This is a genomic window from Streptomyces chartreusis, assembly GCF_008704715.1.
Lineage (GTDB): Bacteria > Actinomycetota > Actinomycetes > Streptomycetales > Streptomycetaceae > Streptomyces > Streptomyces chartreusis.
Genome location: NZ_CP023689.1, coordinates 263,366 through 284,261 on the forward strand (window position 1 = coordinate 263,366; position 20,896 = coordinate 284,261).

Here is a 20,896-nt window from a genome sequence, read left to right on the forward strand (position 1 = left end):
ACGCCGGGCCCCGGATCAGTCAGCCCCGTCCAGCCCCTGGCCTGCACTGTCCGGAGGCTCGAATGCGCGGAGCACGCCCGGCGCGATGTCGTCGTCGGCAACGCGCACGCTGATCAGGGCAATGCCGCCGTCGGCGGTCACCAGCCGCGCCTTCTCCAGCGCTGTCGCGAGCTCTCCGCGTGTGGCCGGGCCGGCGGTCCAGCCACCGAGGCTCTCGACGACTCGGCCGACGTGGGACGGCGTCGCGAACCGGGTCAATGAGTCATCGCTGTCGGAGTGGGAGCGTACGAATCTGGGCCATCCGAACCCTCGGTTGTCGAGCATGAGCACGGTGATGCCGCAGTTCTGCTCGGCGGCGGTGGGAAGCGCGGCCAGGCTCATTTCGGCGGCGCCGTCGCCGCAGATGACGACGGTGGGTCGGGAACGGTCGGTCACCGCGGCGCCCAGGGCGGCTCCGAGCCCGAAGCCCACCATGGTCTGCTCGCCGGGCGAGATCACCGTGGACCGGTCGCTGACCGAGACCACCGGGTAGTAGTAGCCCCACATGTCATGCAGACCGTTCTCCGGTACGAGGATCAGGTCGCGCCCGAATGCGTCGATCGTGGCCGTGATGGCGTCGGGGGCCGACAACGCCATGTCTTCGGCACCCGGAGCGGGGCGAGGTTCGTGCTGGACCTGTCCGATCCGCCGGCGCCAGGCACTGTCGGTCGCATCGAGGTCCCGGGCGCCCAGGACGCCGAGCAGGCGTCGCAGCGTCAGCGTCGCATCGCCGAGGAGGTTCACGTCGGCTTCCGCGACCAAGGAGAAGGCCGCTGGGTCGCTGTCCAGCTGGATCAGCCGACCGGTACTTGGGCTGAACCAGCCCATTCGCGCGGTCTCCTCGAGCCGGGAGCCGATGACGAACACCAAGTCCGCGTCGTCGAGCAGTGGTTGAGCCGCGGGACTGGTGTAGAGCCCGATCAGGCCCTGGGCGAGCGGGTGGTTCTCGTCGATCACGCCCCTGCCGGACGCTGTCGTGAACAGTGGTGCGTCGAGTCGTTCCGCCAGGCCCAGCAGTACTTCGCCCGCTCCGGCCGCTTTTGCTCCGCCGCCCGCCACGACCACGGCTCGCTGGGCGTGCCGCAGCAGCCGCGCCGCCTCCTCGACGGCTTCGTCGGAGGCGACGGCACCAAGTCTGCGGACCGAGCCCATGGGCTCAGCCACAGTGAGGTTCGACTCCAGCACCTCGTGTGCGATCTCCAGCACGACCACACCGGGTGCCCCGTTCACGGCCATGTGGAGTGCACGTCGTAACGCCCAGACCAGTTGGTCCGCTTGCTCGACGAGAAAGGACCACCTGGCCAGAGGTGCTGCCATCGCGAGTTGGTCGAGCTGCTGGAAACCGCCACGGCCGAGTTCCGATGCCGGGATCCGGGTGGTGATCACCACGGTGGAGCAGCCCAGTGATGACGCTTCCAGCAGGCCCGTCAGCGCGTTGACGAAGCTCGGTCCTGAGTTCAGGGCCAGCACTGCGGGGCGCCCGGAGACGGCCGTATGCCCGATGGCGGCGCAGGCGCCGACGCGCTGGTCGCGTACGCCGAGTGCCTCCAGGTCGGGATGACGGTCGGCGGCGTCGAGCAAGCCGGGTTCGTCGGAAGGGAGTCCGACGACCAGTCGGCACCCCGCGTCGGCGATGGTCCGGGCGATCAGGTCCCAGGCGGACATCAGCGGCGTACCTCCGCCGACAGCAGTACCGGCCGGGCCGTCCTCGTGCCGCGGTGGCGCACGCTGCTGGCGGATGCGCCGTAGCCGCCGAACGGCCGGTTCCCGTCCTCGATGTCGAAGGTGGTGCATTCGCGCGTCACGACCGATGTGGCCACTCGCTCACGGTCGAGTGCGGGCTCTCCGTACACCGAGACATACATCCCGCGCTCGGACTCGCATGGCGATGCCATCCAGGCCTCTATGTCCGAAGGGCTGCTGTATTCCATGACGGTGACGATCGGTGAGAAGAGCTCGGGTGGATGAAAGTCCGGATTCCACGGAAGCGACACGAGGGTGGGCTGAACGAACCCGTCGGCGTCCACGGCTCCGCCGCTCACCACGTTTTCCCTGTGCCGGTCGATGAATTCGGACGCTCCGGCGACAGCGTCCTGATAGACGAGCGGGGCGACCTGGACTCCTGGTGAATGACGTTCCCCGATGACCACCCGGGTCAGGAGATCTTCGAGCCTCTCGACGACCTCTTTCGTCACCGATTCGTGTACGAAGACGATGTCGGGGCAGAGACAGTCCTGGCCCGAGTTGTACACGCGGGCTTCGACAATGTCCCGGCAGGCTCGTGCCAGTTCTGCTTCCGGTCCGACCACGATCGGATTGGGCCCGGAACCGAGGGCCAGCATGAGCGTGTCGGTGCCGAGCTTCGCCGCGACCGCGTCGGCGTTTCGGGGTTGGCCTGTGAAGACGACCGCGTCCGCCGTCAAGCAGGTGGTCATGAACTCGCGCTGGGACACGGGTGTCAGGTCGAGTCCGCATCCGAGCCCTCTGAGCGCCGGTCCGACGACGGCGTCCAGAGCCATCGCCGTGTCGGTCACTCGGGCGGAGGGCCGCATGCACAGGCGGTCCGCGTAGAGAGAGGGGATGACACCGAAAAGTACGTATGAATAGAGGAGGTTGTTGGACGGGAGGAACGATGCCACCTTGCGTAAAGCGCCGGGCGAATTTCGCTGGATCTCCCATCCGGCACCCGACAGGGCACGTAAGGACCTGAATAACTCGTCCTCGGCGCTCCGCAAGGTGGCAACACCCGTCAGCACCTCCATAAGATCATCACGGGCGTCGAGGAAAATCCTCACCAGCCCGGCCCCGATTTCCCCCCATGATTCGTGACGGTCATCGCCCTTCCGTCGCAGATGACAAGCAGAACCATGACGCACATCGATCACGTCATTCACCCCCACCCCACGAACATCGTCTGCCGGATTTCCCATTCACAGGATGCGGGACTCCGGCACGGCAATAGGAGGATGCCACAGGCCATTCACCGTAAACAGGTGGCCTACGGATGAGCGGGGCCGCCCGTCGAGGGTGGCCCCGCTCCGTGTGGAACCGGTGGGAGTTACTCGATGTTGATCCTGAAGGTGGTCGTCCTGTTGCGGATGTCCTCGGCGTTGCCGCTCATCCGCAGGTTGCGGAAGACGGCCTCACCGACGGCCGGGCCCTGACCGGGCTCGGGCAGTTCGTTGGCCCAGATACCGAACCCGGACTTCGCGTCGAAGGCATCCCCGCTCTTCTTGGAGTTGGTGATGGAGATGTCGGTGAAGATCGTGTCCTTGACCGGGAACTGCGGCTGGCCGCCTACGTAGTTGGTCTGGAACATGACGCCTCCGTAGGTGGAGTCGTCGATGTCGACGTTGTTCACCCTGATTCCCTGGAAGACCTTCGAGGCGGAGAACGCCCAGATGGCCGGGAAGACCTGCGAGCCCCAGAAGTGACCGCCGGTCCGTTCCAGGGACACGTTCTCGATCGTCGTCGGCTCGGTCCCGAAGCCGTTCATCGGGTAGCCGAAGTCCAGCGAGGAGATGGTGATACCGGAGTAGACCAGGGTATCGGCGACCCGGATGTTGCGGAAGGTGTTGTCGTAGCCGCCGTAGACGGCGATTCCGGCCGCACGCCAGGTCAGCGTCGACGTCAGGTTCTCGTAGAGGTTGTTCTTCTCGTCGGCGCCGCCCGCGTCGATCGCCGAGAACAGCGCGAAGCTGTCGTCGCCGGTGGCCCGGGCGTCGTTGTTGACGACATGGTTGTCCGTGGAGCCGTTCGTCATGTTGATTCCGTCGGCGAACATGTCACGGATGCGGGAGTTCTTGATGGTCATGTTGTCGGTGTTGGCGCCCCAGTAGAGGCACACCATGTGCTCGACCCAGATGTCGTCGATGGTGATGTCGGAGACGTTGGAGAAGTCGAAGACCTTGCCCGGGCCGTCGATGCGGGACGTGTAGTTGCCGAAGTAGGTGAAGCCGGCGAATGCCGAGCCCTTGGCACTCGCTTCGGCCCGGAAGCCGACGTCGGTGTTCTCCTGTGAGGCGGGGGCGTGGAAGCGGGTGAACCACGGTCCGGCTCCGACGACCTTGACCGCCTTGCCGTAGACCTGGAACTTGCTGGAGGTCTCATAGTCACCGGCGGGCAGGTAGACGCCGACGAGCTTGCCCGTGGTGTCCATGCGGACCTTGTCGAGGGCGTTCTGCACGTCCTGGTGGGAGAAGCCGGTCGGGACCGCGTAGGCGGCCGGGTCCGGGTTCGGGGCGGCCGTCGCCTGTTCGGTGTTGATGAAGTCGACGGCGTAGGTGGAGGTGTTGGCCGCGTCCTTCTGGAGCCGGATCTTGGAGCCCGCCGGGACGGTCCTGCCGAGCAGCAGGTTCGCCTCGTCGTAGATGTGGCGCGGGGCTCCGGAGCCGGGCGAGTTGCCGGGCGCGGTCTCGTTGCCGTACAGCCAGGCGTACTTGGAGGTGAGGTCGATCGGCTTCAGGAACTGGCCGTCGACGTAGACGTTGAGCGTGGTGTTGGTGCCGTCCGGGATGGAGAAGCGAGTGACCAGGGTGTTGGTCGCCGCGCGGGTCGTCCACTCGACGTACTGGCCGTTCCCGCTCAGCGTCACCGCCTTGCGGCCGCTGGCCTCGCCCGCGATGTCGCCGATGGTGCGGTTCGGGCCGACGACCTTGGCGCCGCCGCCGACGGTGCCGTCCTCGGCCTCGTACATGTCGTACGGCATGTCCGCGCCGCGGCCGACGAACAGGGGCTGCGTGGTGGTGTTGTTGGCGCGCTTGACCGGCAGTTCGTTGGCGTCGTCGGCGATGACCGTCTTGACGGTGTACTTGCCGTTTGCGGCCGTCCATGAGCCGAGGGCGACCGGTGCCGTCGTCTGGCCTGGGGCGATGGCGCCGCTGTGGGAGCCGGTGAGCGTCTTGACGGTGGCGCCCTTCGAGTCCTGGATCGTCAGCGTGACGTCGTGGGCACCGGACGCCGAGGCGACGGTCCCCTGGTTCTTGATCGCGACGGTGAACTTGACCTCGTCACCGGCCGAGGCGCTGGACGGGGTCCAGGAGACCGGGGCGGCGAGCAGGTCGGAGCTGGATACGGGCTTGACGACGAGGGCGTCGGAGCGGGTGTAGGTGTTGTTGGCCTCGTTCTGCTCGATGACCTTGTTGGACGGGTCGACCTCGGCGCCGACCGGGTAACTGCCCGCGTCCCGGCTGCCGATGCTCGCGGTGACCGTCTTCGACTCGCCGGCCGCGAGGGCAGGGACGTCGGCCGTGCCGGCCTTGGTGCCGCCGAGCGTGAAGTTCAGGTCGGTGGCCTTGGACGCCCTGCTGCCGCTGTTGGTGACGGTCGCCGTCAGGCTGATGGTGTCGGACTCGACCGGAGCCGCGGGCGAGTTGGTGATGCCGGTGACCTTGAGGTCCGGGTTGGCTGCCGGGGTGCCGATCACCTGGAGCTCGGCGACCTGCGCGCCCGGGGCGCCGGTGTTGGAGGCGAACTTGAGCTGGATGTCGGCGGCCGCGCCGGAGACCGGGATGGTGACCGTGTTGCCGCTCGCCGGATTGAAGGTGTAGTCCTTGGCCGCGGCCAGGCTGGTGAAGGCCGTCGCGTCCTGGTCACGGCCGAGCACCTGGATGTTCTGCGTGCGCGTGGACCAGGCGGCGTCCGGGTTGAGCTTGACGACGACCTGGCTGAGGTCGGCGTTGGCACCCAGCTTCGTGGTGAGGGTGGCCGGGTAGGCGCCGCCCGCGCTCTCCCAATAGGTGCTGGTCTGACCGTCGTTGGCGTTGGCGGCGACGTAGGTGAAGACGTACGAGGATGCCTCGATGGGCTTGCCCTGGGCGAGGTCGGAGCCGGAACCGGTCGAGCCGGTGCGGGTGACGCTGTTGCTCGCCGCCGACGCGTTGCCGGCCGCGTCCTTCGCCTTCACGTAGTAGGTGACGGTGGCCGTCGCCGACGGGGAGTCGGTGTACGTCGTCACGTCGCCCGCCACGGTCCTGACGAGCTGGTCGTTGGCGTAGACGTCGTACCCGGTGACCTTGACGTTGTCGCTCGACGCCTGCCAGGTCAGCTTCACATCGCTGCCGGACTGCGTGTAGGCGAGGTTGCCGGGTGCCGTCGGTGCCTGCGTGTCGCCGCCCGAACCCTTGCGGGTGACGCTGTTGCTGTTGGCCGACACGTTGCCCGCTGCGTCCTTGGCCCGCACGAAGTACGTGATGTCGCTGCCGGCCGGCTGGGTGTCGGTGTAGGTGAGGACGTTGCCTGCGACGCTGGCCCTCAACTGGCCGTTGGCGTAGATGTCGTAGCCGCTCACGGCCGTGTCGTCGGTGGCCGCGTTCCAGGTCAGTTTGATCTGCCCGGTGCCCGGTTCGGTGTAGCTCAGATTGGACGGGGCGGAGGGCGCCTGCGTGTCTCCGGTCGCGGGTCCGTAGACCTCCAGCTCGGACACCTGCCCGGCGGGCCAGCCGGTGTTCGCGGTGATCAGGACGCGTACATACCGCGTGGTGGTCGCGTCGAAGCTGATGGTCGTGGACTGGTCGTTGGAGCTGTCGAAGGTGTACGCCTTCGACGCGGTCAGGTCGGTGAAGTTCTGGTTGTCGGTCGAGCCCTGGACCTTGAGGGTCTGGCTGCGGCTCGGCCAGCCGCTGGGCAGCCGCAGCGTCACCTGGTTGACCTTGACCGAGGAGCCGAGGTCGACCTGGAGCCACTGCGGGAAGGCGTTGTTCTTGCTCTCCCAGTAGGTGTTGCGGTTGCCGTCACCGGCGTTTGCGGCGCCGTAGACGTCGGCGTGGCCACTCTCGCTGAAGGGTTTGCCCTGGGCGAGGTTGGGGGTGGCGGCGGCGGTCGTACGGACCTGCATCTCGGCCAGTTGGGCGGTGGCGGCGGCCGAGTTGGCGCTGAAGTCGGCCCGTACGTATCGGGCGAGGGTGGCCGGCAGGGAGATCTTCACCGTGTTGCCGTTGCCGGGGCTGAAGACGTACGGCGCCGACGACTTGAGTGTGGCGAACGTCTTGCCGTCGGCGCTGCCCTGGAGTGCCAGCGTCTGCTTGCGGGTCTGCCAGTGCTCGGGGAGCCGAAGTACGACCTGGCGGACTCGCTGGGTGCGGCCGAGGTCGGTCTGCACCCACTGGGCCGACTTCTTCCCGGCCTGCCAGTAGGTGTCGGTGTCGCCGTCGGTGATGTGGGCGGCCTGATGACCGGCGCGGGCGCTGCCCGCCGTGGTCGCGGCGCCGGCGGCGTCCCTGGGGACGTCGGCCGCGTGCGCGCCGACGGCGGGCAGGCCCAGAACCATGACGGCCACGGCGAGCACGGTGGTCGCCGCGCGCCGTCGTGGGGGTCTCGGCTGGTGTCGAGTCATACGGGGTCACTTCCTACGGAGGCTCGCGCGCCGGATGGGGGCGGCGAGGGCGGCTCGTTCCTGACGGAGTGGGGCTGAGCAGGTTGAGCGCGCTCGGGACGGCGCCCGTGGAGCGAGGGGGCGGCGCCGCCCCGGCGGAGGTGCACGGTTCTCGGAACTGACTCACAAGCAGGATTTTGCGTTGATTCATCGAAATATTGCAGAGGCAGGAAGGATGGTCTACAGCTGAGACAACACAAGTTTCACCAGAAGCGCTCACGGTGCGGATGCGGCGGCGATGCCTGTGTCTCGGATGGGCTGCAGGGGTCAACGGGCCGAGCTTGCGCAGGGTTTGCATGGACAGACTTATGCTGGCCTGCGGCTCGGTCGGCGGGTTGCGGAGACTTGCGTCCACTGGACGCAAGCGAACGCAAGCAGCGCAATTTCTTGCGCGCGCGGTCACGGTGAGACTCAGACTCCCGCGGTCATTCCATGGGCGATGAGGCTCTCGGCCGTGTCGGCGATGGTGTCCTCGACAGGGCGAGGGGTCCAGCCGAGGAGGCGCTGCGCCTTGGCGCTGGTGGCGTCGAAGTCCTGGCCGAGTTGGGGCCGTATCGCGCGCAGTTGCGGGCTGACCCGACTGAGGGCGCGTGCGAGCATCAGGGGCAGTTCGCGCGTCGGCGCCTTTGCCGCGCGGTCGCCGAGCCTCTCGTGCAGGATGCGGGCGACCTCGACGCTGCGCAGGCTGGGTCCGGCGGAGGCGAGCCAGCGTTCACCGGCTGCCGCCGGGTCCGTCATGGCACGCAGGTGCAGGTCCGCGACGTCACGGACATCGACCCAACTCGATCCGAACGGCGGGCAGACAGTGACTTCACCGTTGAGCATCCCGCGGATGAGCCGCAACGAGGGCGGGTCGTCGGGTCCCAGGACGGGCCCGATGACACCGACGGGGTGCACGGCGGTGAGTTCGAGTCCGTCGCCCTCGCCCTGGACGAACTGCCAGGCCGCGCGCTCCGCGAGCGTCTTCGACCGCTGGTACGGCGCGATGTCGGCGTCCACGTTCGTCCAGTCCTCTTCCGTGAACGGCGTCGAACGGGGCGGGTGGCCATAGCCGATGGCGCCGAACGCGCTGGTCAGCACGACTCTGCGGACGCGGGCGGCGCGGGCTGCCCGAAGCACCCTCAGGACACCGTCCCGAGCGGCGCTGACCATCGCCTCTTCGCTGCCCGGGGTGTTCCGCAGGGTCGGGGAGGCCACGTGGAGGACGTATTCGCAGCCCGCGACGGCCTCCTCCCACCCGTCGTCGCTCTGCAGATCAGCGCGGACGAACGTCAGCCGCGCGTCGTCGAACCCGGTCGCGGCGTGCAACTGGGCACGAAGGGCGGGCTCCCGCCCCAGGTCGCGGACCGTGGTGCGCACATCGTGCCCGGCCTCCAGCAGCCGCAATACGCACCAGCTGCCGATGAACCCTGATCCTCCGGTGACCAATACCTGTGTCATTGCCTCTCCTCAGCTCGCCAGTGCCATTCCGGGGATGCGCTTGCGGATGGCGTCCAGCTCCGCTTCGTCGGAGACGCCCTGCCAGTCGTATCGCGGTGTGTAGGGGGCCTGGAGATCGCGCACGTCGTCGTCGGTGAGCTCGATGTCCAGGGAGGCGACGGCGTCGTCGATCTGCTGGATCGAGCCGGCCCCGACCAGCGGTGCGGTGACGACCGGCCGGCGTCGCAGCCAGGCGAGCGCGATCTGCGCGCGGCCGGCGCCATGGGCGTCCGCGATCCGTCCGACCGCCTCGATGATCGCGCGGTTGGACGCCTCCTCGGCGGGCGAGTAGAGCGTGTCGGCGTAGGCGCCGTCGGTGGTGGAGCGGCTCGTCGACCTCGTGTCGTCCCAGGCGCGGGCGAGGCGGCCGCGGGCCAGCGGCGACCAGATGAGGGTGCCGACGCTCTCGTCCAGGCAGAGCGGGATCATCTCGCGCTCCTCCTCGCGGGCGAGCAGGTTGTAGTGGTTCTGCATGGTCACGAACCGTGCCCAGCCGTTCTGCTGCTGCAGGTGCAGGGCCTTCGCGAACTCCCATGCGTGCATCGACGAGGCACCGAGGTAGCGCACCTTGCCGGCCTTCACGAGGTCGCTCAGCGCTTCGAGGGTCTCCTCGAGCGGCGTGGCGTGGTCGATGCGGTGCACCTGGTACAGGTCGATGTAGTCGGTCCCGAGCCGGCGCAGGGAGTGGTCGACCTCGGTCATGATGGCCTTCCGCGAGAGCCCCCGGCCGTTCGGCCCCGGGCGCATCGGGTGGCGCAGCTTGGTGGCGATCACCACCTCGTCGCGGTCGGCGAAGTCCTTGAGCGCCCGGCCGAGGATCTCCTCGCTGGACCCGTTCGAGTACATGTTCGCGGTGTCGAAGAAGTTGATCCCCTTCTCCAACGCGTGCCTGATGAGCGGACGCGCCTCTTCCTCGCCCTTCGACCAGACGGGATGCCCGCGATCGGGCTCGCCGTACGTCATCGCGCCGATCGCGATCGGGGACACGTCCATGCCGGTCGTGCCGAGTTTGGTGTACTGCATGATGCTCCTCCGATAGGATGTGGAGACCTCTCCAGATAACGTAGTGGAGAGTTCTCCACTTAGCAAGGTGAGGCTCCAGTGGTCCGTTCAGACGCACGTGAGAACAGGGCACGCATCCTCGCGGCAGCCCGCGAGCAGTTCGCCGAGAACGGCAACACGTCGATGAACCAGATCGCGCAGCGCGCAGGCGTCGGCGCCGGCACTCTGTACCGGAACTTTCCGACGCGCGAGGCGCTGATTCTGGCGATCTACCAGGAAGAGGTCGAGCGCCTGGTCGGAACCGCGCCCGGCCTGCTGGCGGAGATGCCGCCGCTCGAAGCGCTTCGGGACTGGACCACCAGCCTTGTCGAGGCCATGCGGAGAAAGCACGGCCTCGGCGACGCCCTCAGCTCCGGCGCGCATCAGACGATCACCGAGCAGAGCTACGGCCCGGTCATCGCCGCGATCAGCCAACTCCTGGACGCCGGAAAGCAGGACGGCAGCATTCGCGAGGACGCCGACCCCGGCGACTTCCTCCAGCTCACGGGCGCGCTGTGGCGCGCGGCGTCGGGACCCGAGGACCGGTCGCCGCGCATGCTGGCCCTCATCCTCGACGGTCTTCGCGCCCGACCGTAGACGCTCAGTCCAGGCAGAACTCGTTGCCCTCGATGTCCTGCATCACGATGCACGAATCGGTGCCGTCGTACAGCAGGCGCACACGCACCGCGCCGAGCGCGAGGAGCCGCTCGCACTCGGCCTCGAGCGTGGCGAGGCGCTCTTCGCCGACCAGCCCAGTGCCGACCCTGACGTCGAGATGCACCCGGTTCTTGACGACCTTGCCCTCGGGAACGCGCTGGAAGAACAACCGTGGACCCACACCTGAGGGATCACTGCAGGCGAACCACGAACCCCGATCCTCAGGAGACCGGGAGCGGTCGAACTCCTCCCAAGTGGCGAACCCCTTCGGCGGCGGCGATACGACGTACCCCAACACCTCGCACCAGAAGCGAGCGACACGTTCGGGTTCGGCGCAGTCAAAAGTGACCTGGAACTGCTTGATCGTCGACATCGGCGCACCCTAACAGGGGGCTCTGCCGCTCATCTCCCGGTGCTGGTGCGGCACTTGCTCAATCACGGCCATCGGGGCGCTGGAGCAGCGGGCGCAGCGTCTCGATGACGCTCGGATCGTCCACCGTGGACGGGATCGGTTCGTCGTGGCCGTCGGCGATACCGCGCATCGTCTTGCGCAGGATCTTCCCCGAGCGCGTCTTGGGCAGGGCGGCCACGACGGCGACCTCCTTGAGGGAGGCGACGGCACCGATGCGCTCGCGCACGAGCCGGACCAGTTCCGCCTCGACCTCCTTCGGGTCGCGGTCGGTGCCCGCCTTCAGGACGACGAAGCCGCGCGGCACCTGCCCCTTGAGGGCGTCCGCGACGCCGATCACGGCGCATTCGGCGACGTCGGGGTGCGCGGCCAGGGCCTCCTCCATGCTGCCGGTGGACAGCCGGTGTCCGGCGACGTTGATGACGTCGTCGGTGCGGCCCATGACATAGACGTATCCGTCCTCGTCGATGTGCCCGCTGTCGCCGGTGAGGTAGTAGCCGTCGTAGGCGGAGAGGTACGAGGCGACGTAGCGGTCGTCGTCGTTCCAGAGGGTGGGCAGGGAACCGGGTGGCAGGGGGAGCTTCACGACGATCGCGCCGTCGACGCCCGCCTCCACGGGCTGCCCCGCCGGGTCGAGGACGCGGACGTCCCAGCCTGGCAGGGGGCGGGTGGGCGAGCCCGGTTTCACGGGGGCGGCCTCGATGCCGACCGGGTTGGCGACGATCGGCCAGCCCGTCTCGGTCTGCCACCAGTGGTCGATCACCGGGATGTCCAGGAGGGTGGCGGCCCAGTGGTACGTCTCGGGGTCGAGGCGCTCACCGGCGAGGAAGAGATAGCGCAGCCCGGAGAGGTCGTACTCGGCGGTGAGGGTGCCCTTCGGGTCCTCCTTCCTGATGGCGCGGAAGGCCGTGGGCGCCGTGAACATGGTCTTGACGCCGTGCTCGGCGGCGACCCGCCAGTACTGGCCCGCGTCCGGGGTGCCGACCGGCTTGCCCTCGTAGAGCACGGTCGTGGCGCCGGCCAGCAGCGGCCCGTAGACGATGTACGAGTGCCCGACGACCCAGCCGACGTCGGAGCCGGTGAACATCGTCTCGCCCGGGCCGATGTCGTACACCGCACCCATCGACCAGTGCAGAGCCACGGCACAACCGCCGCAGTCGCGGACAACTCCCTTGGGCTTCCCGGTCGTTCCGGACGTGTAGAGGATGTAGAGCGGATCGGTCGCGGCCACCGGCACACAGTCGGCCGGCGACGCGTCGGCGACCAGGTCGGACCAGTCGAGGTCGTCCGGCCCCAACTCGGCCCGTTCCTGCGGCCGTTGCAGGATCACCTGCTTGTACGGCTTGTGCCCGGCGAGTTCGATCGCCCGGTCCAGCAGCGGCTTGTACGGGATGACACGCTTGCCCTCGATGCCGCAGGAGGCGGAGACGACCACCTTGGGGGTGGCGTCGTCGATACGGACCGCGAGTTCGGGCGGCGCGAACCCGCCGAAGACGACCGAGTGGACGGCGCCGATGCGTGCGCAGGCCAGCATCGCGATGGCGGCCTCGGGGACCATCGGCATGTAGATGACCACACGGTCGCCCTGCCCCACACCGAGCCCGGTGAGCGCCCCGGCGAAGGCCGCCACCTCGTCCCGCAGGCCGGCGTAGGTGTAGGTGCGCCGGGTGCCGGTCACCGGTGAGTCGTAGATGAGCGCGGCCTGTTCGCCCCGGCCGGCCTCGACATGCCGGTCCACCGCGTTGAAGCAGACGTTGAGGCGGCCGTCCGGGAACCAGCGGTAAAAGGGCGCGGCCGAGGAGTCCAGGGCACGGGACGGCGCCACCTCCCAGTCGACGCCCTCCGCCGCCCGCAGCCAGAACCTCTCCGGGTCTTCGAGGCTGGTCCGAAAGACGTCCTCGTACATTCCCATCGCGCTCTCCTTGACCCGAGTCGTGGTGGCCCGCCTGCCACCATGTCACACGTTGATCATGTGATCGCCAAGTCATGAGCGACCTTCTTGACCGCGTCACCCGGGGTGCGGGTACGCCCGACAGCCGCCCGGCCTGGTGAGTGCCGATTCTCACGAGCGGTCATTGGGGATCCCGCCGGCTGCGCGGGTCGCGTCCTCGACCTCACACCGGCTCCCTCTTGTCCCGGGCGGCATGCCACCCGTACGCTCACTCTCCGTACCGACCAGCCGGTATGACACGCGGATGAGCCGGTAGGTGACGCCGGCCGCCGGGTGAACGCGTAATGCGACCGTCGAAGGAGCCGCCGGAGATGAGCAGGATCAACCGCCAGGTGCGCCTGGCCGCGCGTCCCGTGGGAGAGCCTCGGCCCACCGACTGGGAGCACGTCGAGGAGCCGGTCGGGCAGCCCGGCGACGGTGAGTTCCTGGTGCAGGTGCTCTGCCTGTCGATCGACCCGGCGATGCGCGGCTGGATGAACGCGGGCAGGTCCTACATCCGCCCGGTGGAGCTGGGCGAGGTGATGCGCGCCGGAGCGGTGGGGCGGGTGATCGAGTCCCGGCACTCCGGGTTCGCGGTCGGCGACCATGTGTCGGGCTCGTTCGGCGTGCAGGAGTACTGCGTTTCGAACGGTCGCGACGTGACCAAGGTCGACCCGGCGGCGGCCCCCTTGCCGACGTATCTCGGCACGCTGGGCATGTCGGGCCTGACGGCGTACTTCGGCCTGATCGACGTCGGGCGCCCCCAGCCCGGCCAGACCGTCGTGGTCTCGGGAGCGGCAGGGGCCGTCGGCAGCATCGTCGGGCAGGTCGCCAAGAACCTTGGCTGCCGTGTCATCGGCATCGCCGGCGGCGAGGCCAAGTGCCGGCTGGTGGTGGACGAGTTCGGGTTCGACGCCGCGATCGACTACCAGAAGGAGGACATCCGCAAGGCGCTGCGCGAGCACGCCCCCGACGGGGTCGACGTGTACTTCGACAACGTCGGCGGCGACATTCTGGACGCCGTACTGCTCCGGCTCGCCCGCGGTGCCCGCATCGTCGTCTGCGGCGCGATCTCCCAGTACAACAGCACACAGCCGCAAGGCCCCGCCAACTACCTGTCGCTGCTGGTGAACCGTGCCTCCATGACGGGCATCGTGGTGTTCGACTACGCCGACCGGTACGGCGAGGGCATCGCGCAACTGGCCAAGTGGCGGGCGGAGGGCCGGCTGACGTCCCTGGAGGACGTCGTGTCCGGGTCGGTCGCGGAGTTCCCCGAAACCCTGATGCGCCTGTTCCGTGGTGACAACCGCGGCAAGTTGGTGCTGAAGATCGCGGACTGAGCGGACCGAAGAGGGGAGGGAGAGATCCGATGAAGGCACTGACCTACCACGGCCGCCATGACATCCGGTACGGCGATGTCCCCGACGCGGCCGTAACCAACCCCACCGACGCGGTGGTGCGGGTGACCTCGGCCGGCATCTGCGGCAGCGACCTGCACATCTACGGCGGCCACCCGTTCAGCCCGGAGCTGGGCTACACACCGGGACATGAATGCGTCGGCGTGGTCGTCGAGACCGGCGGCCAGGTCACCCGCTTCAAGCCCGGCGACCGGGTCCTGGTGCCCGCCTCCGTCGGCTGTGCGCAGTGCCGGTCGTGCGCGGCCGGGTTCACGGCCCGGTGCGAGCGCGCGAAGTCGAGCATGGAGCTCTGCTACGGCGTGAGCCCGCAGCTCCAGGGCAGCCAGGCCCAGGCGCTGGCGGTGCCCTGCGCCGACGTCAATCTGGTGCGACTGCCCGAGAGCATCTCCGACGAGGCCGCCCTCGTCCTGACGGACAACGCGCCCACCGCCTGGTACGGCTGTCGGCGCGCCCGCATCCAGCCCGGCGAGACGGTCCTGGTCGTCGGCCTCGGTCCGGTCGGTCTCATGGCGGCGCAGTCCGCCTTCGCGATGGGCGCCGCGCGGGTGCTGGGCACGGACCTGGTCGCGGAGCGCCGTGCCTTCGCCGCGACCCTGGGTGTCGAGCCTGTCGAGGGCGAGGACGTGCGGGCGGCGATACGGGAGATGACCGGCGGACGCGGGCCGGACGCCGTGGTCGAGGCTGTGGGCTCGGACGCGACCATCGAGCTGGCCCTCAAGGCCGTACGACAGGCCGGCCGGGTGAGTGTCATCGGTGTCAGCCAGAACAAGGCGTTCCCCTTCCACATGGGACTGGCGCAGATCAAGGAACTCGAGTTCGCGATCGGGCTGTGTTCGGTGCATTACGAACTCCCTCCCCTGATCGCCCTCACCCAGGCCGGCAGGATCAAGCCCGAGGCCGTGGTCTCCCACCACTTCGCGCTGTCCGAGGGCCCGGCGGCGTACGAACTGTTCGCGGGGCGGGCCGACGGCGTCCGCAAGATCGTTCTCGATCCGACCCGCTGACGATTCTTCGCGGGCCGCCTCGGTGTTGTCGGGGCGGCCCGTTGCCGTGTCCTGGGGTCAAGCAGCCACACTCCGGGCCCAAGCAGTCGTGCCCTGGTGCCGCGGCAGCCTCATTCGGCCATTCCCCGCCCGTCCGTGGACACCGGACACTCTGAATGGAACGCTCGCTCCAGACCGCGGGCAGTACCCAGATGGCGCCCCGGCCGCGCCGACGCCGTTCCCGTTCCCCGCACGAGCCGCGCACCCGCTCATCAGCACGAAGTCCTCGCAGCCGCAGAGTCCTGGTACGCCCGGAATGCTCGCCGAGAGGGGTTCACCTCATGAAGTCCATGGCCGCCACGGCCGCAACTGCCGTCGTGCTTCTGTCCATTGCGGCGCATCCCGCCGCCCTCGCCGCCGCTCCCCCGGCCTCCGCGCCCGCCCCCACGGAGTTCACCGTCGACACCACGTCCGACGCGATCGACGCCGATGGCTCGGACGGCCGGTGTCTGACCGCTTCGGGCGCGTGCAGTCTGCGTGCCGCGGTGATGGCCGCCAACGCCCGCCCCGGCAGCACGATCACGCTGCCTCCCGGCCACTACCGGCTGACGATCCCGCCCGACCCGCGGCTGATCATCGGCGACAACCCCGACCCCACCACGGGCGACCTCAACGTCGCTGCCCAGACGACGATCAAGGGTGCCGGCGCACGGACCACGGTCATCGACGCCAACCACCTGGACCGCGCCTTCCGCATGCAGGCGGACAGTCGGCTGTCCGATCTGACGATCACCGGTGGAGTGACCAGGCAACGCGAACTGCCCATCACCGACACCGGCGGCGGGGCGATCGCCAACGGACATCACATGACGCTGCGACGGGTCACGGTGACCGGGAATTCCGCCGGCTACGGCGGGGGCATCTTCAACGTCCCCGGCTCCCACCTCGATCTGATCGACAGCACCGTCAGCAGGAATGTCGCGGGCGAGGCCGGCGGCATCCGGTTCGACGACACCGGCACCGTGACCAACTCGACGATCGCGGACAACCGGGTGACGAACCCCGGGGACCGCCCGGGCAGCCTCGCCGGTTACGGCGGGGGCATCGACATCCGCGGGAGGGGACCCGTGGAGATCCTCAACTCGACCATCACCGGGAACCGTTCGAGCGACGGCGGGGGCGGCATCAACTTCGCCCCCGCCTACCTCGACAGCCTGCCCTCACCGATCCCCGACGTCATCGATCTGCCTCTGGGGCGTATGACGCTGCGCAACTCCATCATCGCGGGCAACACGGTCAACGGCGCGCCGGCCGACTGCAAGAAGGCCTTCGCCACCATCGCGTCGCTGAGCAACAACCTGGACAGTGACGGCAGTTGCCGACTCACGGCACCCGGCGATCTGCCCAGCCGCACCCCGCGGATCGGCCCGCTCGCGGACAACGGCGGCCCCACCGACACGGTCGCGCTGCTGCCCGGCAGCCCGGCTCTGGACGCGGCTGACGGCTGCCCGGCCACGGATCAGCGTGGCGTCGCGCGCCCGCAGGGCGCGCCCTGCGACATCGGCGCCTACGAGCACACGTCATGACCCCGGGCCCGTCCCCGAAAGGGATGAGAGCGCCGCGCCCTGCTCTGGCCCGAGCCACAGCCGTCTTCGCGGCCCTACTCCTGACACTGACCGTCCCCCCGGCCTCTGCTCACTCCCGGACCAGCCCCGACTCTCTGGTCGTACGCACGGACCGGGGTCTGGTGCGCGGCACGGCAGCCCGCGACGGCGGGCGAGTCTTCCAGGGCGTCCCGTTCGCCGCCCCACCGACCGGCGAGCTGCGCTGGCGTCCGCCGCGACCCGCCGCACGCTGGTCCGGCACACGGGACGCCACCGCACCGGCCCACCCTTGCCCCCAGTTACCGCTGACGCTGCTCCCCGACGGTGGCCCGGTCCTGCCCGGCGAGTCCAACCGGACCGGCAGCACGGTGGAGGACTGCCTGTACCTCAATGTCCGTACACCCGCCCGCACCAGCGGCCGGCCTCTCCCGGTACTGGTGTGGCTGCACGGCGGTGCCAACGCGTACGGCGCCGGCAGCGACTACGACGGCGCCGCGCTGGCCGCACGAGGCTTGGTCGTGGTGACGGTCAACTACCGCCTCGGAGCGCTGGGGTTCCTGGCGCACCCCGCCCTGTCGGCCGAGAGCGCCGACCGTGCCTCCGGCGACTACGGCCTGATGGACCAGCAGGCCGCGCTGCGGTGGGTACGGCGCAACGTCGGCGCCTTCGGCGGCGACCGGAACCGGGTGACGCTCGGCGGCCAGTCCGCCGGATCGGCGGACACCTGTCTCCACATCGCCTCGCCGACGGCGAGGGGCCTGTTCCACCGGGCGATCCAGCAGAGCGGAGCGTGCGCCGCGGACGGCGGTCTGACACCCCTCACACTCGACGCGGCCGAGCGAAAGGGAAGCGACTTCGCGGCCTCGGTCGGCTGCACCGAGCCGACGATTGCGGCGGCCTGCCTGCGTGCGGTACCCACCACCGAGCTGATCCGCGCCACCGGAACAGGAACCGCCTCCCTGTGGGCCCCGAACACCGGTCCCCACATCCTCCCCCGCACTCCGCGGACGGCGTGGGCCGAGGGACGAGTGAACGCGGTCCCGACGCTGAGCGGCAACACCCATGACGAATACCGCTACTTCACCGCCCTGTACGTGGATCTCCTCGGCGGCGGCCCACTGACTCCCGACTCGTACGCCGCCCTCATCAGGCTCCAGTACGGAGACCGGGCGGCCACGGTCCTGGACGCATACCCGGCCTCGGCGTATCCGTCCCCCAACCTGGCGTACTCCGCTGTCGGCACCGACCAGCGGTTCGCCTGCCCGACACGGGAGGACAGCCGTCTGTACGGCAGCCGAGTGCCTGTCTACGCCTACGAGTTCCACGACGCGCAGGCACCGCCGTTCATCCCGGCACCACACACGCCGCAGGGCGCCTTCCATGCCTCCGAACTGGCCTATCTCTTCCCCACGGACGCGCTGGCGCCCCTGACGCCCGCCCAGCGGCGGCTGTCCGCCACGATGACCGCGTACTGGGCCCGATTCGCGGCCACCGGCAACCCCAACGCACCCGGCACTCCGCCCTGGCCGCGCTACACCGTCACTGGAGACCGCATCCAGGTACTGGCACCGGACCGGGTCGGAACCACCACCGGTTTCGCAGCCGACCACCAGTGCCCGTTCTGGCAGCCCTCCCCATTCCCGGGGTGAGTTGACGTCGGCACTCCGATCCCTCCGCTACCGGGTCGTCATTCCCCGGTCGTGATGTGCCCGGAAGGGGCGTCCTCGCCAGGGACGTCCCCGACGGGAACCCCGTGATGGTCCGCCAGAGCCAGCAGCGCCACACGCAGCGGCCCAGTGTCCAGGACCGTGTCCGGCTCGAACCAGCGGGCCACGGCGGTCCCGCTCGCCATCCTCAGCGTGAAGCGCGCCAACTCGTCCGCCACCTCGGGCCGGTCCCGCAGCCCGAACACGGAGCTGACCGCATCCCGGGTCCATGCCAGCAGCGCGTCGCGGTACTGATGCACCTCGGCTGCCGCGGCCGCACTGGCGTCCTGCTGCACCATGCCCAGCCCCAACAGCAGCTTCACACCTCGCGGATGACGCTGGAACGCGTCCTCGACTTCCCTCAGAAAGGTACCCAGACGCTCCGCGACGTCGGTGCCCGGCACTTCGCTCGACGGCAGGGCCTCCAACAACGCGATCCTTGCACGCTCCAGTACGGCGACGTAGATCCCGTCCTTGCTGCGGAAATGCCAGTAGATGGAACTGGTCGGCAGACCGGACGCGGCGGAGATCATCGAGATCGACGTGGCGGCGTACCCATGGCGCGACATCAACTCACCACCGGTGTCGAGTATCGCGTCCCGCGACCGCGCGCCTCGGTCCATTGCCGGTGCCTCCGTCATAGCGCCGACTTTAGAGGAGCCTTCTACAGAATGGCCTGCTCGATCGCGGATCCGAGGAAGGCGAGGGTCAGTTCTGCTGGTAGTCGCCGCCGACGAGCGACCCGTGCGCCCACACGGAAACCAGCGGCACGACCGGCCGGAGGGCTTCGACGAAGCGCTCGATGAGGCCGAGGTCAGGCGCCGCGTCGTACGCGGGCCGCCTTGCGGGCCTCCGCGAGCTTGGCGGCCTCGCTGGTCTTGCGGGACGAACGGGACGCCCCTCCGCCGGAAGCGCGCTTCGTGTCCTTGGTGCTGCCGAGGCCGCGGAACGGGGTGTTGTGGTTCTTGGGGCGCTGTGCGGTCGGCCCGCCGTCGAGAGGTACGCCGGAGGGGGCCTTGGCGCCGGTGATCCGGGTCAACTCGGCCTCGCCGGAGCGCACTTTGGTGACCTTGGGGGCGACGCCGGCGTCCGTCATGACCTGGCTCGTCTCGCGGCGCTGTCCCGACATGGCGAGTGTCACGACGGTGCCCGAGCGGCCGGCCCGGGCCGTGCGGCCCGCGCGGTGCAGGTAGTCCTTCGGGTCGGTGGCCGGGTCGACGTTGACCACGAGGTCGAGGTCGTCGACGTGCAGGCCCCGTGCGGCGACGTTCGTCGCCACCAGCGCGGTGACCTGCCCGTTCTTGAACTGGGCCAGGGTCTTGGTGCGCTGCGGCTGCGACTTCCCGCTGTGCAGGGCGGCGGCGGGCACGCCGCTGGCCCGCAGATGCCGCGTGAGCTGGTCGACGCCGTGCTTGGTGTCCAGGAACAGCAGGACGCGGCCGTCCCGGGCGGCGATCTCCGTGGTCACGGCGTACCGGTCCGGGCCGTGCACGACGAAGACGTGGTGCTCGATCGTGGAGACCGCGCTGGAGGACGGGTCCACGGAGTGCACGACGGGGTCTCGGAGGTAGTTCTGCACCAGCTGATCGACGTCGCGATCGAGCGTGGCGGAGAACAGCATCCGCTGGCCGTCGGGACGCACCTGGTCCAGGATCTCGGTGACCTGCGGCAGGAACCCCATGTCGCACATCTGATCGGCCTCGTCCAGGACCGTGATGCGCACCCGTCCCAGTCGGCAGCCCTTGCGCTCGATGAGGTCGTGCAACCGACCGGGCGTGGCTACGACGATCTCGGCGCCGTCCCGCAGCGCGGCGGCCTGCCGGCCGATGGACACCCCGCCCACCACGGTCGCGAGCCGCAGCCGCAGTGCCTCGGCGTACGGGGTGAGCGCCTCGCCGACCTGCTGCGCCAGTTCCCTGGTGGGGACCAGGACGAGCGCCAGCGGTTCCTTGGGCTGTGCGCGCCGCCCGGCCGTCCGGGCGAGCATCCCCAGGCCGAAGGCGAGCGTCTTGCCGGAGCCCGTGCGGCCCCGGCCCAGGACGTCCCGTCCCGCGAGCGCGTTCGGCAGCGTCGCCGCCTGGATGGGGAAGGGCACGGTCACGTCGCGCTCGTCGAGCGCCCGCAGGATCTGGGCCGGCAGCCCCAGCTCCGCGAAGGACACCGCCGAAACGGCGCCCGCCGGCTCGGCCACGTCGTCCTGCTGCCCGGCATCGGGACGTGCTGATTCGCTCACAGAGAGCCTTCCTCCGAAGGGACCG

General features: G+C 69.3%; 14 protein-coding genes. 5 read left to right on the plus strand and 9 right to left on the minus strand.

Features of this window, described 5'->3' with window-relative positions; translation table 11 throughout:
• Window positions 1-15: 15 nt before the first annotated feature.
• The 5 genes from CP983_RS01120 to CP983_RS01140 form a co-directional block, all read right to left on the minus strand.
• Entirely contained in the window at window positions 16-1,704 is a 1,689-nt protein-coding gene (locus CP983_RS01120; protein WP_150498154.1) for a thiamine pyrophosphate-binding protein, read from the minus strand.
• On the minus strand, window positions 1,704-2,933 hold the full coding sequence (locus CP983_RS01125; RefSeq protein WP_229914600.1) for an aldehyde dehydrogenase family protein: 1,230 nt from the start codon (window positions 2,931-2,933) through the stop codon (window positions 1,704-1,706). Before CP983_RS01125 ends, CP983_RS01120 begins: the two co-directional genes overlap by 1 nt.
• 164 nt (window positions 2,934-3,097) lie before the next feature.
• Complete coding sequence (locus CP983_RS01130; RefSeq protein WP_150498156.1) at window positions 3,098-7,372, minus strand: discoidin domain-containing protein; 4,275 nt, start codon at window positions 7,370-7,372, stop codon at window positions 3,098-3,100.
• Window positions 7,373-7,822: 450 nt separating this feature from the next.
• A complete protein-coding gene (locus tag CP983_RS01135) occupies window positions 7,823-8,851 on the minus strand; it encodes an NAD-dependent epimerase/dehydratase family protein (RefSeq protein WP_150498157.1) in 1,029 nt (342 codons plus the stop codon).
• Between the two features lie 9 nt (window positions 8,852-8,860).
• Complete coding sequence (locus CP983_RS01140) at window positions 8,861-9,913, minus strand: aldo/keto reductase (RefSeq protein ID WP_150498158.1); 1,053 nt, start codon at window positions 9,911-9,913, stop codon at window positions 8,861-8,863.
• A gap of 78 nt (window positions 9,914-9,991) precedes the next feature.
• Here CP983_RS01140 and CP983_RS01145 point away from each other — a divergent pair, with 78 nt between their 5' ends.
• Complete coding sequence (locus tag CP983_RS01145; protein ID WP_125528321.1) at window positions 9,992-10,528, plus strand: TetR/AcrR family transcriptional regulator; 537 nt, start codon at window positions 9,992-9,994, stop codon at window positions 10,526-10,528.
• Window positions 10,529-10,532: 4 nt separating this feature from the next.
• On the opposite strand, the gene CP983_RS01150 is transcribed toward CP983_RS01145, so the two are convergent.
• A complete protein-coding gene (locus CP983_RS01150; RefSeq protein WP_125528320.1) occupies window positions 10,533-10,961 on the minus strand; it encodes a VOC family protein in 429 nt (142 codons plus the stop codon).
• A 58-nt stretch (window positions 10,962-11,019) separates the two neighbouring features.
• Window positions 11,020-12,909: a propionyl-CoA synthetase gene (locus CP983_RS01155; RefSeq protein WP_150498159.1), complete on the minus strand. Its 1,890-nt coding sequence runs from the start codon at window positions 12,907-12,909 to the stop codon at window positions 11,020-11,022.
• Between the two features lie 350 nt (window positions 12,910-13,259).
• Between CP983_RS01155 and CP983_RS01160 the strand changes: the two genes are divergently transcribed.
• The 4 genes from CP983_RS01160 (at window position 13,260) to CP983_RS01175 (ending at window position 18,581) form a co-directional block, all read left to right on the plus strand.
• The gene (locus tag CP983_RS01160) at window positions 13,260-14,267 is read left to right on the plus strand and encodes an NADP-dependent oxidoreductase (RefSeq protein ID WP_189748399.1); all 1,008 of its coding nucleotides are present in this window, start codon (window positions 13,260-13,262) and stop codon (window positions 14,265-14,267) included.
• Between the two features lie 29 nt (window positions 14,268-14,296).
• Window positions 14,297-15,349: an alcohol dehydrogenase catalytic domain-containing protein gene (locus CP983_RS01165; protein ID WP_107910736.1), complete on the plus strand. Its 1,053-nt coding sequence runs from the start codon at window positions 14,297-14,299 to the stop codon at window positions 15,347-15,349.
• Window positions 15,350-15,669: 320 nt separating this feature from the next.
• Window positions 15,670-16,914 (plus strand): choice-of-anchor Q domain-containing protein, encoded by a 1,245-nt coding sequence (locus CP983_RS01170; RefSeq protein ID WP_150498160.1) that lies wholly within the window; start codon window positions 15,670-15,672, stop codon window positions 16,912-16,914.
• A 161-nt stretch (window positions 16,915-17,075) separates the two neighbouring features.
• Window positions 17,076-18,581, plus strand: a complete 1,506-nt coding sequence (locus CP983_RS01175) for a carboxylesterase/lipase family protein (protein ID WP_229914601.1) — start codon at window positions 17,076-17,078, stop codon at window positions 18,579-18,581.
• A gap of 38 nt (window positions 18,582-18,619) precedes the next feature.
• On the opposite strand, the gene CP983_RS01180 is transcribed toward CP983_RS01175, so the two are convergent.
• The gene (locus CP983_RS01180; RefSeq protein ID WP_150498162.1) at window positions 18,620-19,279 is read right to left on the minus strand and encodes a TetR/AcrR family transcriptional regulator; all 660 of its coding nucleotides are present in this window, start codon (window positions 19,277-19,279) and stop codon (window positions 18,620-18,622) included.
• A gap of 173 nt (window positions 19,280-19,452) precedes the next feature.
• Window positions 19,453-20,871, minus strand: coding sequence for a DEAD/DEAH box helicase (locus CP983_RS01185; RefSeq protein ID WP_150498163.1), 1,419 nt, complete (start codon window positions 20,869-20,871; stop codon window positions 19,453-19,455).
• Window positions 20,872-20,896: the final 25 nt, after the last annotated feature.

Coding starts and splice junctions, on each gene's coding strand:
- CP983_RS01120 (WP_150498154.1), bottom strand. CDS start 1,704: ATGTCCGCCTGGGACCTGATCGCCCGGACCATCGCCGACGCGGGGTGC.
- CP983_RS01130 (WP_150498156.1), bottom strand. CDS start 7,372: ATGACTCGACACCAGCCGAGACCCCCACGACGGCGCGCGGCGACCACC.
- CP983_RS01135 (WP_150498157.1), bottom strand. CDS start 8,851: ATGACACAGGTATTGGTCACCGGAGGATCAGGGTTCATCGGCAGCTGG.
- CP983_RS01140 (WP_150498158.1), bottom strand. CDS start 9,913: ATGCAGTACACCAAACTCGGCACGACCGGCATGGACGTGTCCCCGATC.
- CP983_RS01150 (WP_125528320.1), bottom strand. CDS start 10,961: ATGTCGACGATCAAGCAGTTCCAGGTCACTTTTGACTGCGCCGAACCC.
- CP983_RS01155 (WP_150498159.1), bottom strand. CDS start 12,909: ATGGGAATGTACGAGGACGTCTTTCGGACCAGCCTCGAAGACCCGGAG.
- CP983_RS01160 (WP_189748399.1), top strand. CDS start 13,260: ATGAGCAGGATCAACCGCCAGGTGCGCCTGGCCGCGCGTCCCGTGGGA.
- CP983_RS01165 (WP_107910736.1), top strand. CDS start 14,297: ATGAAGGCACTGACCTACCACGGCCGCCATGACATCCGGTACGGCGAT.
- CP983_RS01170 (WP_150498160.1), top strand. CDS start 15,670: ATGAAGTCCATGGCCGCCACGGCCGCAACTGCCGTCGTGCTTCTGTCC.
- CP983_RS01180 (WP_150498162.1), bottom strand. CDS start 19,279: ATGACGGAGGCACCGGCAATGGACCGAGGCGCGCGGTCGCGGGACGCG.